We start from the raw sequence: 14,774 nt of genomic DNA, 5'->3' as shown, positions 1-14,774 counted from the left end.
CTCATCGGATGGAAAAAAAGGCCCGCCGGGGAGCGGCGGGCGCTGGAACTCAGGCGCGCCAGGCCGGGTTTTCGATCAGCAGCGCCATGCCCTGGCCGCCCCCCACGCAGGCGGCGGCGATGCCGTAGCGCAGGTTGTGCTCGCGCAGTTGCCGGGCCAGGGTCAGCACCAGGCGCAGGCCGCTGGCGGCCAACGGGTGGCCCAGGGCCAGGGAGCCGCCCCGGGCATTCAGCCGATCACTGTCCAGTTCCAGCTCGCGAGCCACAGCCAGCACCTGGGCCGCCTGGGCTTCGTTGATTTCAATGCGGTCGATCTGCCCAAGGCTCAGCCCGCTGCGCTGCAGGAGCAGGCGGATCGCCGGGGCCGGGCCAATGCCCATGCACTCCGGCGCCACCCCGACCACGGCGCTGGCCCGCAACAGCGCCAGGGGCCTGTCCTTGCACGCCGACGCCCGCCCGACCAGGGCCGCCGCCGCGCCATCAACCACCGCGCAGCTGTTGCCGGCGGTCTGCACCCCGCCCTCGTGGATCGGCCGCAGTCGCGCCAGGGCAAACCGCTCGCTGGGGCGCGGATGGCTGTCCTGGCTGACCGTCTCGACACCCCGCGGCAGGCGAATGCCGCGCGCTTGGTAGCCGTCGAGCTCGAAGGTCTGCTGGCTCACGGCGACGATTTCCGCCGCGAACCAACCTGCCTCCTGGGCGGCCAGGGCCCGCTGGTGGCTGGCACGGGCGTATTCATCCACGGCTTCGCGGGTCAGGCCATAACGCCGCGCCAAATGGTCGGCGGTGGCGATCATGTCCAGCCCCGGCGCCGGGTCGTACAGCGCCTCCCATAAAAAGTCCTTGAACTGCACCGCCGCCCCCAGGCGAAAGCCGCCGCGATGGGTGTAGGCGGCAATCGGGTTGCGCGACATCGATTCACTGGCCACGCACAACGCCAGTTGCACCTCGCCGCGCAGTTGCTCAGCCGCCTGACGCAGCAGCTCGAAACCGGTGGCGCAGATGCGCTGCACCCCCAGGGCCGGCACCGCCTGCCCGACGCCGCTGTACAGGCCGATGTGCCGGGGCAGCAGGTAGGCGTCGAAACTGGCCTGGGCCATGGACCCGGCCAGCACGCTGTCCACCGCCCGGGCATCGATGCCGGCGCGCAGCAGAACCTCGCGCCCGACCTTGATCCCCAGATCGATCGGCGAGATCTCGGCCAGATCCCCGCCAAGGTCGACCCAGGGCGTGCGCAACGCCTCCAGGATCGCCACATCGGCAAACTCGCTGTACTGCCCGACGCCACTCATGGCTTGGGCCCGGCGCGCAGGATCGACGGCTCGCGGCCGCGATACAGGTTCTCGACCTGTTCGGCGCGCCACTGCAACACCGCGCGCTGGTTGATCGAGCCCTTGTCGGTGATTTCCCCGCGGTCGATGGACGCTGGCTCCACTTGCAGGGCGATCCACTCCAGGCGGCTGGCATTGCCGCTGGCCTCGCGGTTCAGGCGCTGCAACCAGTCGCCGAACCACTGGCGCACCGGCGCGCTGGCCAGCACCTGGGCATCGCTGGCCTCGGCGGGCAAGCCAGAAAGCCGTCGGCATTCATACAGGCGCGGGAACACCAGGGCCCCCAGGCACTCACGGTCCGGCGCGGCCACCACCAGATCCTGGACATAGGGCGAACCTTCCAGCACCGCGCGATTGCGCAGCGGGCCGACGCTGACAAACACCCCGGACGACAACTTGAAATCCTCGGCGATGCGCCCGTCGAACATCAGCCCCAGTTGCGGGTCCTGGGGGTCGGCGAGCTTGAGCGCATCCCCCGAGCAGTAGTAGCCCTGGGCGTCGAACACCTCGGCGGTCTGCTGCGCCGCGCGCCAGTAGCCGGGCATGATGTGCGGCCCGCGAAAACGCCCTTCGAGCTTGCCGGCCACCGGCACCAGGCGCACTTCGCAACCCGGCGCCGGCAGGCCGATGTAACCGGCCATCGACAGCGGCCCGGTGGTGAAGGTGCAGGACGGCGCGGCCTCGGTCATGCCCAGCCCGGCCATCATGCGGATGCGTTCGCCGCAGTGCTGCTCGGCCACCCGGTCCAGGCGATCCCAGACACTTTGCGAAAGCCCGGCAGCGGCGAAGAAGAACAGGCTCATGCGCTTGAAGAAGCACTCGCGCAACTCGGCATCCTGCTCCAGGGCGTTGACCAACTCCTCCCAGCCCTTGGGCACGGTCAGGTAGGCGGTGGGCGAGATCTCCTTGAGGTTGCGCAAGGTTTCAGCGAAGCCCTGAGCCGTGGGCTTGCCCTCGTCGAGGTAAAAACTGCCGCCGTTGTAGAGCACGATGCCGACGTTATGGCTGCCGCCGAAGGTGTGGTTCCACGGCAGCCAGTCCACCAGCACTGGCGGCTGTTCACCGAACACCGGAAAGGTCTGCAACAGCATCTGCTGGTTGGCGCAGAGCATGCGCTGGGTGGTGATCACCGCCTTGGGCAGCTTGGTCGAACCCGAGGTGAAGAGAAACTTGGCGATGCTGTCCGGGCCGGTGGCGGCAAAGGCGGCATCGGCCTCGGCGCCAGCGGGCTCGGCCAGCAGGCTGGCAAAGCTCGCCAGGCGCCGCCCCGGCACCTGGCCACGCACGCAGATCAGCGGCGTCTCGGGCGGCAGCACCGCGTCGATGGCGCGCTGGTAAGGGCCGGCGTCGCTGACAAACACCAGCCCCGGCTGCAGCAGATCGCAGACGTGACGCAGCTTGGCAAAGTCCTGGGACAGCAGCGAATAAGCCGGCGACACCGGGCAATAGGGAATCCCGGCGTACATCGCACCCAGGGCCAGTTGCAGGTGTTCGATGTCATTGCCCGAGAGCAGCACCAGCGGCTTGTCGGCCGACAACCCGTAGCCGAGCAGGCCCTGGGCGATGGCGCGCACGCTGTCGAGCATTTGCCCATAGCTGACCCGGCGCCAGTCGCCGCCGGCCTCGCGGGCGGCAATGAAAGTCTGCTCGGGACGCACCCGGGCCCAGTGCACCAGGCGATCGAGCAGGCGCTCGGGCAAGGGCGCCAGGGGTTCCAGGGAGCGCATGTGCAACACCCCCTGCTCCTCGCTGACGGCCACCGCTGGCCGGCCAATCGACACCTGGCGATAACGCGGCGGCTCGGCCACGGATGAAAGTGGCGCTCTGAATTCGGAACTCACGTACATGTCCTCCATCAAGGCACGCCGGCGCCGCGCCCCCAGGACGACAGCGGGCAAGCGTGACAGCCGGTGGCTGCGGCCTTGTTATTGTTGTGCCTGGCCCGTGGCGACGGATCAGATCGGGTAGTGCCGCGGGCCGTGCTGCAAGGTGACCCAGCGCAATTGGGTGAAGTGCTCGATCGAGGCCTTGCCGCCAAAACTGCCGTAGCCGCTGGACTTGACGCCGCCAAACGGCATCTGCGCTTCGTCGTGCACGGTGGGCCCGTTGATATGGCAGATACCCGACTCGACCCGTTGCGCCAGGGCCAGGGCGCGCCCGGTGTCGCGGCTGAAAATCGCCGCCGACAGGCCGAACTCGGAATCGTTGGCCAGACGCAACAGCTCTTCATCGCCGCGGCCACGCAGCAGCACCGCCACCGGACCGAAGGACTCCTCGCGGTACAGGCGCATCGACTCGGTGACGCCGTCGAGCAGGGTCGGCTGCAGGATGCTGCCGTCCAGTTGCCCGCCGACCACCAGTCGCGCGCCCTGCTCCAGGGCATCGTCGATCAGCGCCCGGATCCGCGTGCCGGCGCTGGCATCCACCAGCGAGCCGAGCACCGAATCCGCAGCCGTCGGATCGCCGGCCCGCAGGCTCGCGACCTTGGCCGCCAGCTTGGCGACGAAGGCATCGGCGACCTTGGCATCGACGATCAGGCGCTCGGTGGACATGCAGATCTGTCCCTGGTTGAAGTAGGCGCCAAACGCCGCGGCCTCGACCGCCGCATCCAGGTCGGCGTCGTCCAGCACCAGCAGCGGCGCCTTGCCGCCCAGCTCCAGCAGGGCCGGCTTGAGGTGGCGCGCCGCGAGCTGGCCGACAATCCGCCCGACATGGGTCGAACCGGTGAAGTTGACCCGGCGCACCGCCGGGTTGGCGATCAGCCGCTCGACAATCGCCGCGGCATCGGCCGGGGCATTGCTGATGACGTTGACCACGCCATCGCCCAGGCCGGCATCCTGCAGCACCTGGCCGATCAGCCGGTGCACCGCCGGGCTCAGCTCGGAGGCCTTGAGCACCACCGTGTTGCCGCAAGCCAGGGGCATAGCGATGGCCCGGGTGGCGAGGATCACCGGGGCGTTCCACGGGGCGATACCGAGCACCACGCCGCAGGGTTGGCGCAAGGCCATGGCGAAACTGCCGGGCACATCCGAGGGAATGACTTCGCCGTTGATCTGGGTGGTCATCGACGCCGCTTCGCGCAGCATGTTGGCCGCCAGGCGCACGTTGAAGCCGTACCAGTTGGCCATGGCCCCGGTCTCGCCGGCGGCGGCGATGAATTCGTCGCTGCGTGCCTGCAATTGCTCGGCGGCCCTGAGCAGGCGGCTGCGACGTTCGTTGGGGGCCAGGGCCGCCCAGGCGGGGAATGCGGCCTGGGCCGCGGCCACGGCGGCGTCGGCATCGTCCAGGGTCGCGGCGGCCACGCGCGATACCACCGCGCCAGTCACCGGGTTGCAGCGATCAAAGGTTCGACCGTCGCCGGCGGGGCGCGACTGGCCACCGATCAGCAGGGGCACGTCCAGCATGGTGATTCCTCTTGTTGTCTTTGTCGGGAATGCAGCACAGCGGTGTAGCAGTAATGCCAGGGCCTGGCGAACAGCGGGATGGGCCCGCCGTTCGCCCACCGGGCTCAGCGTTTATACGCCTGCAGGCCGGGCTTGATGCTCTTGTCGTCGAGGAACTGCTTCATGCCCTGCTCGCGGCCGCCTTCGGTGTCCAGCAGGCGCGACTGATCGAGCTTGGCGTACAGGTAGTCTTCGTTCTGCTCCCAGGTCAGCTCGCGGCAGCGCTTGAAGCCATGCTTGGCGGCGCGCAGCACCACCGGGTTTTTCTCCAGCAGGTTGCGCGCCAGCTCGAGGGTGACTTCACGCAATTGCGCCAGGGGCACGCTTTCGTTGACCAGGCCCATCTCGGCGGCTTTCTGCCCGCCAAAGGTCTTGCCGGTCATGATGTAGTACAGCGACTGGCGATGACCCACGGTGTCGGCCATGGCCTTGCTCACCAGGTTGCCCGGCGGGATGCCCCAGTTGATTTCCGAGAGGCCGAAGGTCGCTTCGTCGGCGCAGATCGCCAGGTCACAGGCCACCAGCGGGCTGAAGCCACCGCCGAAGCACCAGCCGTTGACCATGGCAATGGTCGGCTTGGCGTACATGCGCAGCAGCTTCCATTGCCACTGGGAGGCCTCGCGGCGGATCTTTTCCTGAAGGATCTCCGGGCCGGCGTCCACCTCGCGAAAGTACTCCTTGAGGTCCATGCCGGCGGTCCAGGCTTCACCGGCGCCGGTCAGCACCAGCACGCCGGCGGCCGGGTCCTGCTCCAGGGTTTCCAGCACGTCGATCATTTCCCGGTTCAGGGTCGGGCTCATGGCGTTGCGTTTTTCCGGGCGATTGAGGGTGACCCAGGCAATGCCCTCTTCGATTTCGACCTTGACCGTGGTCCAGCGACCTTCGTAGTTGCTCATGGCGATGCTCTCTTGTTCTGGCTTGAAGATGGATCGAAATTAAACCGCAAAATTAGTTATGTCAATTAACTATTAATTTTATTAGCCATTTCCTCAGCCCTGGAAAATTCCTTCAACAACGCCTGCCAACACAGGCAAACGTAGCCATCAGCGGCCGATCTCGGCAAACTGGATAGCCTTGTTAACCGACCCAGGATGTTTTCGTCATGGCCAAGCCCGCTCCCCTCGCCGACCCGCGCGAGGCCCCACCCGCCAACGCCGAGGTCCAGGCGCCGCTGGATTCGGCACTCGACGAACTGATTGGCTACGCCATGCGTCGCGCCCAGCTCAAGCTGTTCCAGAACCTGATCGGCCGGCTCTCGACCCACGACCTGCGCCCCGCGCAGTTCTCGGCCCTGGCGATCATCGACAGCAACCCGGGGCTGATGCAGGCCGACCTGGCTCGCGCCCTGGCCATCGAGCCACCGCAAGTGGTGCCCCTGCTCAATAAACTGGAAAGCCGCGCGCTGGCGGTACGGGTGCGCTGCAAGCCGGACAAGCGCTCCTACGGAATCTTTCTGAGCAAGACCGGCGAAACCCTGCTCAAGGAGCTCAAGCAGATCGCCGCGCAAAGCGACGTCGACGCCACCTCGGCCTTGAGCACCGAGGAACGCGAAGAGCTGCTGCGCCTGCTGAAAAAGGTTTACCAGGACTGAAGCCAAGGTGCCGGCACAGGGCCGGCACGCTGACGCAGCAAGGGGCTTGCGGGCTTACCAGATCGGCAAGGTGTAGAGCACCAGGAAGCGGGTCTGGTTTTCATCGCGAAACGCCGCGCCCGCCGGGAAGTCATTGCGGTAGATCGACTTGCGCGCCACCAGCCCGAGGTTCTTCAGCGGGCCACTCTGCAGCACGTAGCCCAACTCCATCTGAAACTCGCGCTCCTTGCGGTCCTGGGCATTGAAGGCCGCCAGCTCGATGTTGTCACCGCGCACGTAACGCAGCCGGCCCTTGAGCCCGGGCAGGCCGGAGGCGGCGAAGTCATAGTCGTAGATGGCTTGCCAGGTGCGCTCCTTGGCATTGAGAAAGTCCGAACTCATGGTCAGCTCGCTCATGCCCATCAACTCGGTGCCGGAGATGTAGGGCGTGGCCGTGGCGCCGCTGGAATGCATGTAGCCCAGGCTCAGCCGGTGCCCGCCGAACTTGTAGCCCAGCAGCGCCGAGAGGTTGCGGTTGTCGACCCGGCCGGCCTTGGCACTGCCGTCTTCACGACTGAAAAAACTGCGCAGGTCGCTGCTCAGCACGCCATCGCCCAGGGGCAGGTTATGCAGCAGGGCCAAGGTGTCTTGCTGGTAGAGATCAGCCACTTCGGCGTGGTAGGCGCGCAGGCTCAAGTCCTTGTTGACCTGGTAATCGCCCCCCAGGTAGGCCAGGTGCGAGGTGCTGGCCGTGGCATTGAAACGCCGGTTGGGCGAGGCAATGGTCATGGCCTGGTAGTCGGTGGAGTCGCGCTTGTTGATGCGATCGATATAGCCGGTGTTGAGGGTCAGGCCGTCGATGTCTTTGGAGCTCAAGGTGGTGCCGCGAAAGGTCTGCGGCAACAGGCGCGACGGGCTGGCAAAGGCGAACGGCAGGAAGATCGAGACATCGCCGGTCTTCACCGTGGTCTGGGCAAAGCGCAGTTTGGCGGTGGGCGCCAGCCGCGAGTATTCATCGGCGGCGCGCTTGTCGCGGGCAGAAACCGGCAGCAGTTCGGTGCCGCTGCGGTCCGGCGAGGAATCGAGCTTGACCCCCAGCAGCCCGCGCACATCCAGGCCAAAGCCGACAGTGCCCTCGGTGAACCCCGACTCCACGTTCATGATGAAACCCTGGGCCCATTCCCGCGCGGCGGTCTTCGCCCCATCGTCCTTGTAGTCGCGATCCAGGTAGTAATTGCGCAGGGTCAGGGTGCCGTGACTGTCGTCGATAAAACCCGCCGCCCAGAGTGGAGCGGGCAACAGGCTCAGGCCCAGCGAGGCCAGGAGCAGCCTCCGATGCAGACTGGGCACACAGGAAGCTGACGCCGACGCAACGGCGTTGGTGGGGAGGTTTGGCATGTCCGATGTCCATTTTTTGTTGTTGTTTTAGGTGTCGAACGCGGGCCTGGCAGCCAACGTCGCGAGCAGAGAATGGAAACAGCTCAAGCCTTACGTCAACCGTAAATGACCGATAATCGAACATTAATAATATTATCTATTTTTACTTAGAATCCTGATTGATGGTTTAACTATCTGTTTTAAATGAACTTATTTGCATTTATCGGCAAAAATAAAGGCTCTATTCATTTTTTAGTTAGCTTTGTTATCTTAATCACCAGCCAGCAACGCCGGCGCATTCAGCGCCAGCGTGCGGCTGGCCACCACAACAAAAACAACAATGAGGTTTGCCCATGGACAGTCCATCGCGTCGTTCGACGCTGACCATTGCTTTGTGCTTTATCGTCGCGTTGATCGAGGGCTTCGACCTGCAGGCGGCCGGCACCGCCGCCGCCGGGTTGCGCCAGAGTTTTGCCCTGGACCCGAAGATGATGGGCTGGGTGTTCAGCGCCGGGATCATCGGCCTGCTACCCGGGGCCTTCTTCGGCGGCTGGGTCGCCGACCGTATCGGACGCAAGAAGATCCTGGTCGGCGCGGTGCTGCTGTTCGGCCTGTTTTCGCTGTGCACGGCCTACGTCGAAAGTTATTCGAGCCTGCTGCTGGTGCGCTTCATGACCGGCCTGGGCCTGGGCGCGGCGCTGCCCAACCTGATCGCCCTGTGCGCCGAAGCGGTGAGCGAACAGCGCCGGGGCACGGCGATCAGCGTCATGTATTGCGGCGTGCCCCTGGGTGGCGCGCTGGCGGCGGTAGTGGCGATGTTCTCCAGCGAACACTGGCAGACCACCTTCATCATCGGCGGCCTGGCGCCGCTGCTGGTGGTGCCGCTGATGGCCTGGCTGCTGCCGGAATCCAGCGCCTTTCGTCAACACACCGCGAGCGTCGGCAGCCGCCGCGCCTCGACCGCCCAGGCGCTGTTCGGCGAGGGGCGCGCACGCACCACCCTGGCCTTGTGGCTGAGCTACTTCTTCACCCTGACCGTGATGTACATGCTGCTCAACTGGCTGCCGTCGCTGCTGCTCGAACAGGGCTTCAGCAAACCCCAGGCGGGCCTGGTGCAGATGCTGTTCAACATTGGCGGCGCTCTTGGCTCGCTGCTCGGCGGCCTGCTGCTGGACCGCTGCAACGGCCTCAAGGTGGTGCTGTTCGTCTATGCCGGGTTGCTGGCGGCGCTGGCCGGGGTCGGGCTGTCGGTGGGCATTGCGCCCATGGCCATGGCCGGGTTTGCCGCCGGGCTGTTCGTAATGGCTGCCCAGCTGGTGCTCTACGCGTTGGCGCCGCCCTCCTACCCGACCGCGGTGCGTGCCACCGGCGTCGGTGCTGCCGTGGCCATCGGCCGCCTGGGCTCGGTGGCCGGGCCCCTGGCCGCCGGGCAGATCCTCGCTGCCGGCGCCGGCACCGCCGGGGTCCTGCTGGCCACCTCCCCGGGCCTGGTCATCGCGGCGCTGTCGATCCTCAGCGTCGTCGCTCGCGCCGACGCTACTGCCCAACTCAAACCGGTGCATTGAGCCGAGGCGGCCATGCGGGCCAACGCCACACCTGGGCTGCGGCGACCCCCGGTCCAACCCGGGTGTCGCCGCGATCAACGCCTCAGAACGTCAGGCAGATTTTCCCCAGGTGCGCGCCCGAGGCTTCATGAGCGAAGGCCTTGGCGATATCCGCCAGGGGGAAGGTGCTGTCGATGATCGGCTTGATGCCGGTGGCTTCCAGGCCGCGGACCATATCGATCTGCTGCTGGCGACTGCCGACGATCAAGCCCTGCAGGCGCTGCTGTTTGGCCATCAGCGCCGCCGTCGGCACCGGCCCGGCCCAACCGGTGAGCACGCCGATCAGGGCGATATGCCCGCCGATACGGCAAGCGGTGATGGACTGCGGCAAGGTGCCCGGGCCGCCGACTTCCACCACGTGATCGACGCCGCGACCGCCGGTGAGCTTGAGCACCTCGTTGCCCCATTCAGGCTGAGTGCGGTAGTTGATGGTGTGGTCGGCCCCCAGTTCGCGCACCCTGGCCAGCTTGGCGTCCGAGGACGAGGTGGCAATCACCGTCGCGCCCATGGCCTTGGCCAGTTGCAGGGCGAAGATCGACACCCCGCCGGTGCCCAGCACCAGCACGGTTTCCCCGGCCTTGAGCGCGCCATCCACCACCAGCGCGCGCCAGGCGGTCAGGCCGGCGGTGGTCAGGGTCGCGGCTTCGGCATGGCTGTAGCCCTTGGGCGTATGGGTGAACCAGTGGCTGGGCTGGATCACCACTTCACGGGCGTAACCGTCGACGCCATCGCCCGGGGTGGTGCTGAAATCGGCAATCGCCGGACCGCCGTCGTGCCAATGGGGGAAGAAACAGGACACCACCGCGTCGCCGACCTTGAACTCGCTGGCGCCCTCGCCCACCGCTTCCACCACCCCGGCGCCGTCGGCCATGGGAATCCGCCCATCGGCGGTGGGCAACGCGCCGGTGACCACGGCGTAATCGTGGAAGTTCAGCGAACAGGCATGCAGGCGCACGCGGATCTGCCCGGCACCGGGTTGCCCGGGATCGGCCAGTTCCACGGTTTTCAGGTTGTCCAGGGATGCCGGCAGGCTGAGCTTGATGGCTTGCATGGGGGGTGTCTCCACAGATCGGTAATCTTCGGGGGGCTAACCCTACCACCAATGCCGGCGATCTGTAGCCGCTGCCGAAGGCTGCGAACGACTGCAAACGGCTGCGCAGGCTTTCAGTGGCGCCACAGGCTCGACTCGAAACCGCCAAGCAAAGCCCTGCGGACCTTTGCGCAGTTTCGCGGGCTCAGCAGCGGCTACAGCGCTCAGCGGATTGTGTCGCGTTCCGCCCGCCTCGCTCGGACAAAACACTGCTCGGTCACCGCCGCGCCCCACTGCTCGCCCACCTGCTCCTGCACCAGCACAAACCCCTGCTCCTCATACAATGCCCGCGCCGCGTCCAGGCCCTTGAAGGTCCACAAGAGAGTGGCGGCAAAGCCCCACTGGTCGCAGAACGCCAGGGCCTCCACCAGCAACCGCCGGCCCAGACCTTGGCCGCGCGCGGCAGCGTCGAGGATGAAGCACCGCAGGATCGCCTCGTCGCCCTCGCCTTCCCCATCAATGGCGATGGACCCGACGATCCGCTCGCCCCGCAATGCCACCCAGACCTCATTGCGCGGGTTGTGCAAACGTCCCATCAACTCGGCCATGTCCCGCGCCACCAGGCTCTCGAACGGCTGACCGAAACCTGCCAGGTCCGCGTAGTAACGGGCATGCATTTCGGCAATGCGGCCAATCACCCCGGGGCGGTAGCCGCGAGCGATGGACCAGCCCTCGGGCGCCTCGGGCACCTCGCCCAGGCGCGCCGCACGTAATGCTCGGGCGTAGTCGGCGATGCCCGTCGAGGCACGACGCTGCTGGTCCGCACTCAGGTGCCCCAGGGCCGCGGCCACCTGGGCCTGGGCGAAACGCTCGATACCGGCCAGGGTCCGGCGTCCCTGGGCGCTGAGTTGCAGGCGCTTGGAGCGGGCATCCCGGGCGTCGGCCTGTTCGCTGATCTCGCCCGCCTCCACCAGCTTGCGCACCAGCCGGCTGACGCTGGATTTCTCCAGCCCCAGCAGTGTCACCAGATCACCGCCGGTCACGGCATGGCCCTGGCCGATCTCCAGCAGGGCGTGCACCGCCGAGGGCGGGTAGTCGGTGGCGGCCAGGGTGGCCTGCATGAAGCCCAGCTCGCGGACCATCTGCCGCGAGGCCTGGCGCAGTTGCTGGATGAGCTCGGAGGATTCGACAGGCATGGCGCAGCACCTCGGCACGGATCGTTTTAGTTGTAGCGTACAACCATATAGCCGATCAACCGCCTGTTTCAAGCACTTCCTGCGCCCTGGCCGGCGAAATACTGGCTAACCCATTGCGCCGACCGCAGCGCCGAAAGGGCTACAGCCGTGCCGGGACATCTGTTAAAACGCCCTATCGTTTGTCCTGCGGTGAAGCCCTCCATGTCCCCAAGCCTGTTCCAGCGCCTGCACCGTCGCTGGTTTCCCCTGCTGTGCCTGGCCGCACTGATCGTCGGCCTGCCGGTGAGCTGCGCGGTGCTCCAACACCAGGAACGCCAGCTGGTGTTTCGCATCGAGCCCGGCACCGCCGGCTGGTATCGCGGCCTGCCCGGCACGGTGCAGGAACTGGAACTCAAGCCGCAAAGCTTCAAGGCCGGGCAGAACATCCACGCCTGGTGGTGGCCGGCCACCCGCGCCGACGCCCCGGCGATCCTCTACCTGCACGGGGTGCGCTGGAACCTCACCGGCCAGCTGTTTCGCATCGAGCAACTGCACGCCCTGGGCTACTCGGTGCTGGCCATCGACTACCGGGGGTTCGGCCAGAGCCACGGCGACCTGCCCTCGGAAAGCAGCGTGTATGAAGACGCGCGCATCGCCTGGGAGCGGCTCAAGCTGCTGCAGCCCGACGCCGGCAAGCGCCTGATCTACGGCCATTCCCTTGGCGGTGCGGTGGCCATCGACCTGGCCGCCGAACTGGGACGCACGGCCGCCCGCGACAACGCACCGATTGCCGCCCGCGGACTGATCGTCGAATCCACCTTCACCACCCTGGCCGATGCCGCCCAGGCGGTGACCAAGACCTCGCTGCCGGTGCGCTGGGTGCTGTCGCAGAAGTTCGATTCCCTCGACAAGATCCGCGACATCGGCATGCCGCTGCTGGTGGTGCATGGCCTGAAAGACGACTACGTACCACCGCGCCTGAGCAAGGAACTGTTCAAGGTTGCGCTGGAGCCGAAAAAACTGCTGCTGGTGCCCGGCGGCACCCACAACAACAGCATGAGCCTGGCAGGCAAGGACTACGGCCAGGCCATCAACGCCCTGCTGCGGGCCAAGCCCGGCCAGCACATCGCCGGCCCGACCACCACCTCCGCCGACAAGCCAGCCCCCACAGCAAAACACCCACCTCCCACGTAGGAGCTGGCTTGCCAGCGAAGAGGCCCGCAAAATCGCCTTCGCCGGCCAGCCAGCCCCCACAGCAAAACACCCCACCTCCCACGTAGGAGCTGGCTTGCCAGCGAAGCGGCCCGCAAAATCGCCTTCGCCGACCAGCCAGCCCCCACAGCAAAACACCCCACCTCCCACGTGGGAGCTGGCTTGCCAGCGAAGCGGCCCGCAAAATCGCCTTCGCCGGCCAGCCAGCCCCCACAGCAAAACACCCCATCTCCCACGTAGGAGCTGGCTTGCCAGCGAAGCGGTCCGCAAAGCCGGCTACAGGGAGAGGCCGCGCTTCTCGTAGGTGCTGGCCGCTACCGGGTGCAGGGCCTCGCCGATGGTGCGCAGCTTCAGGCAGGTTTCCTGGTACTCGCTCGCAGGGTCCGACTCGCCGACGATGCCGCAGCCGGCAAACAGGTGCGCCCGGTTGCCGCGAATCAGCGCCGAGCGCAAGGCCACGGCAAACTCGCCATCACCCTCGGCGTTCAGCCAGCCCACCGGCGCGGCGTACCAGCCACGGTCCAGTTGCTCGTGCTCGCGGATGTAACCCAGGGCCGCGCCTCGCGGCAGGCCGCCCACCGCCGGGGTCGGGTGCAGGGCGTCCACCACTTGCAACAGCTCGACCTGGGGCCGCAAGCGCCCCAGTACCGGGGTCAGCAGGTGCTGGACGTGAGCCAGGCGATGCAGCTGCGGCTGCGGCGCAATTTCCAGCATGGCGCAGTAGGGTTGCAGGGATTCACGCAGGGTCTGCACCACCAGGGCGTGTTCGTGGCGATCCTTGGCGCTGTCCAGCAGGGCCTGGCCCAGTTCCGCATCCTGCTGTTCATGCTGGCCGCGGGCGCAAGTGCCGGCCAGGGCCACGGTGCTCAAGGTGCCCCGGGCCACCCGCACCAGGCGCTCGGGGCTGGCGCCCAGAAAGCAGCTGTCGCCACGGCTGAAGGCGAACAGGAAAGCCTGGGGATAGGCCGCGCCGAGGTTTTCCAGCAACGGACCGCAGGGAATGTTGCGGCTCGCCTGCAGACAGACTTCCCGGGCCAGCACCACTTTGTTCAACTCGCCACCCTGGATTCGCGCAATCGCCTGGGCCACGCAGTCCTGCCAGCGTTCGGCGGCCTGGGGGTCGGCCTCGGCCTCGATCCCGGCGGGCAGTTGCGCCGCCGGGGCGTGCTGATAGCGCGCCAGCAGCAGGCTCCATTCCGCCTCCAGGGCCGCGGCGCACTGGGCGACATCGGCGCCGGGCTCGACCCACAGGCTGAACAGCCAGTGCTGCTGCTCGCCTTCGCACAGCAGCAGCAGGCGCGGCAGCACCAGGGAGGTGCTGGCAAACGACTGCCACTGGGCGCTGCGTGGCACCTGGGGGTCAAAGGCGAACCCGCCACACAGGTAGGCCTGGCGCGGCCCCACTTGATGGGCTCGCTCCAGCAATTGACGCCAGGCCCGGGTGCTGGCGCCAAAGCGCTCCGCCGACGGCGGGCTGATTTCCTCGGTGCAGCCAAACCCAGCCAGGGCCAGGGCGCCCTGGTCGCTGGACCAGAACAGGCTCTGGCCGAACACCTGGCGGTTGGCGGCGAACAGTCGCAGCGGCTGCAGGCGTTCAGCGGCCAGGCTGAACACCACCAGCACCGCCCGGCCCTCCCGCCGGGCCCGGGCTTGACCTTGCTGCAGGGCCCGGGTCAACCCGGACAGGCACGACTCATTCATCGCCGGCTCCCTGCTCAAGCCCGTGCTGCAAGCGCCAGTGGCGCACTTGCTGGGCAATATTCCAGTGAATGATCTGGGCAAACAGCGGCACCACGAACATCGGGTCCAGGCCCGCCTGTTCGGCCCATTGCCGGCGTTGCGGGAGCATCGCCGCGACCCGCTCCGGGGCGGCGATGCTGTCCTCGGTCGGCTTGAACTGGGCCGCCGCCTTGACGTAGGCCAGGCGCTGGCCGAGGGCCTGGATGATCTGCCGGTCCATGGCATCGATACCGCAGCGGACATCGTCCAGGCCGCTGCACTGCTCGGGGGTCTTCATATGAAGGTCTACCAAA

12 protein-coding genes are annotated in these 14,774 nt (G+C 66.9%); 3 read left to right on the top strand and 9 right to left on the bottom strand.

The window, feature by feature from the left end:
* Positions 1-49 precede the first annotated feature (49 nt).
* The 4 genes from BLV47_RS12740 to BLV47_RS12725 all read right to left on the bottom strand — a co-directional run bounded on the left by BLV47_RS12740 (position 50) and on the right by BLV47_RS12725 (position 5,669).
* The gene (locus BLV47_RS12740) at positions 50-1,291 is read right to left on the bottom strand and encodes a thiolase family protein (RefSeq protein WP_092314041.1); all 1,242 of its coding nucleotides are present in this window, start codon (positions 1,289-1,291) and stop codon (positions 50-52) included.
* A complete protein-coding gene (locus BLV47_RS12735; RefSeq protein ID WP_092317213.1) occupies positions 1,288-3,171 on the bottom strand; it encodes a feruloyl-CoA synthase in 1,884 nt (627 codons plus the stop codon). The genes BLV47_RS12740 and BLV47_RS12735 overlap by 4 nt, the downstream gene beginning before the upstream one ends.
* 114 nt (positions 3,172-3,285) lie before the next feature.
* Positions 3,286-4,734: an aldehyde dehydrogenase gene (locus BLV47_RS12730; protein WP_092314039.1), complete on the bottom strand. Its 1,449-nt coding sequence runs from the start codon at positions 4,732-4,734 to the stop codon at positions 3,286-3,288.
* 104 nt (positions 4,735-4,838) lie between these two features.
* Complete coding sequence (locus BLV47_RS12725; protein WP_092314037.1) at positions 4,839-5,669, bottom strand: p-hydroxycinnamoyl CoA hydratase/lyase; 831 nt, start codon at positions 5,667-5,669, stop codon at positions 4,839-4,841.
* Between the two features lie 206 nt (positions 5,670-5,875).
* Here BLV47_RS12725 and BLV47_RS12720 point away from each other — a divergent pair, with 206 nt between their 5' ends.
* Positions 5,876-6,364: a MarR family winged helix-turn-helix transcriptional regulator gene (locus BLV47_RS12720; RefSeq protein WP_092314035.1), complete on the top strand. Its 489-nt coding sequence runs from the start codon at positions 5,876-5,878 to the stop codon at positions 6,362-6,364.
* A gap of 54 nt (positions 6,365-6,418) precedes the next feature.
* Here BLV47_RS12720 and BLV47_RS12715 read toward each other — a convergent pair whose 3' ends face one another.
* The gene (locus BLV47_RS12715; protein ID WP_092314033.1) at positions 6,419-7,741 is read right to left on the bottom strand and encodes an OprD family porin; all 1,323 of its coding nucleotides are present in this window, start codon (positions 7,739-7,741) and stop codon (positions 6,419-6,421) included.
* 332 nt (positions 7,742-8,073) lie between these two features.
* Here BLV47_RS12715 and mhpT point away from each other — a divergent pair, with 332 nt between their 5' ends.
* A complete protein-coding gene (gene mhpT / locus BLV47_RS12710) occupies positions 8,074-9,285 on the top strand; it encodes a 3-(3-hydroxy-phenyl)propionate transporter MhpT (protein ID WP_092314031.1) in 1,212 nt (403 codons plus the stop codon).
* Positions 9,286-9,367: 82 nt separating this feature from the next.
* Here mhpT and BLV47_RS12705 read toward each other — a convergent pair whose 3' ends face one another.
* Together BLV47_RS12705 and BLV47_RS12700 are read right to left on the bottom strand one after the other, a co-directional pair.
* Complete coding sequence (locus tag BLV47_RS12705; RefSeq protein ID WP_092314029.1) at positions 9,368-10,375, bottom strand: zinc-dependent alcohol dehydrogenase family protein; 1,008 nt, start codon at positions 10,373-10,375, stop codon at positions 9,368-9,370.
* A gap of 203 nt (positions 10,376-10,578) precedes the next feature.
* Positions 10,579-11,550, bottom strand: coding sequence for a bifunctional helix-turn-helix transcriptional regulator/GNAT family N-acetyltransferase (locus tag BLV47_RS12700; RefSeq protein ID WP_092314027.1), 972 nt, complete (start codon positions 11,548-11,550; stop codon positions 10,579-10,581).
* 201 nt (positions 11,551-11,751) lie between these two features.
* On the opposite strand from BLV47_RS12700, the gene BLV47_RS12695 reads away from it, so the two are divergent.
* Positions 11,752-12,723, top strand: a complete 972-nt coding sequence (locus tag BLV47_RS12695) for an alpha/beta hydrolase (protein WP_092314025.1) — start codon at positions 11,752-11,754, stop codon at positions 12,721-12,723.
* A 294-nt stretch (positions 12,724-13,017) separates the two neighbouring features.
* Here BLV47_RS12695 and BLV47_RS12690 read toward each other — a convergent pair whose 3' ends face one another.
* Positions 13,018-14,442, bottom strand: a complete 1,425-nt coding sequence (locus tag BLV47_RS12690) for an isochorismate synthase (protein WP_092314023.1) — start codon at positions 14,440-14,442, stop codon at positions 13,018-13,020.
* Positions 14,435-14,758: an isochorismate lyase gene (locus BLV47_RS12685; RefSeq protein ID WP_167365656.1), complete on the bottom strand. Its 324-nt coding sequence runs from the start codon at positions 14,756-14,758 to the stop codon at positions 14,435-14,437. Before BLV47_RS12685 ends, BLV47_RS12690 begins: the two co-directional genes overlap by 8 nt.
* Positions 14,759-14,774: the final 16 nt, after the last annotated feature.

Origin of the sequence: Pseudomonas saponiphila (assembly GCF_900105185.1) — a bacterium.
GTDB classification, from domain to species: Bacteria; Pseudomonadota; Gammaproteobacteria; order Pseudomonadales; family Pseudomonadaceae; genus Aquipseudomonas; species Aquipseudomonas saponiphila.
Note: the sequence above shows the minus strand (reverse complement) of the source record. Positions and strands in the feature narration are given on the sequence as shown.

Bases quoted from the DNA above. Each gene is read 5' to 3' on its own strand.
- BLV47_RS12740 (WP_092314041.1), bottom strand. From the start codon at position 1,291: ATGAGTGGCGTCGGGCAGTACAGCGAGTTTGCCGATGTGGCGATCCTG.
- BLV47_RS12730 (WP_092314039.1), bottom strand. From the start codon at position 4,734: ATGCTGGACGTGCCCCTGCTGATCGGTGGCCAGTCGCGCCCCGCCGGC.
- BLV47_RS12725 (WP_092314037.1), bottom strand. From the start codon at position 5,669: ATGAGCAACTACGAAGGTCGCTGGACCACGGTCAAGGTCGAAATCGAA.
- BLV47_RS12720 (WP_092314035.1), top strand. From the start codon at position 5,876: ATGGCCAAGCCCGCTCCCCTCGCCGACCCGCGCGAGGCCCCACCCGCC.
- BLV47_RS12715 (WP_092314033.1), bottom strand. From the start codon at position 7,741: ATGCCAAACCTCCCCACCAACGCCGTTGCGTCGGCGTCAGCTTCCTGT.
- mhpT (WP_092314031.1), top strand. From the start codon at position 8,074: ATGGACAGTCCATCGCGTCGTTCGACGCTGACCATTGCTTTGTGCTTT.
- BLV47_RS12705 (WP_092314029.1), bottom strand. From the start codon at position 10,375: ATGCAAGCCATCAAGCTCAGCCTGCCGGCATCCCTGGACAACCTGAAA.
- BLV47_RS12700 (WP_092314027.1), bottom strand. From the start codon at position 11,550: ATGCCTGTCGAATCCTCCGAGCTCATCCAGCAACTGCGCCAGGCCTCG.
- BLV47_RS12695 (WP_092314025.1), top strand. From the start codon at position 11,752: ATGTCCCCAAGCCTGTTCCAGCGCCTGCACCGTCGCTGGTTTCCCCTG.
- BLV47_RS12690 (WP_092314023.1), bottom strand. From the start codon at position 14,442: ATGAATGAGTCGTGCCTGTCCGGGTTGACCCGGGCCCTGCAGCAAGGT.
- BLV47_RS12685 (WP_167365656.1), bottom strand. From the start codon at position 14,758: ATGAAGACCCCCGAGCAGTGCAGCGGCCTGGACGATGTCCGCTGCGGT.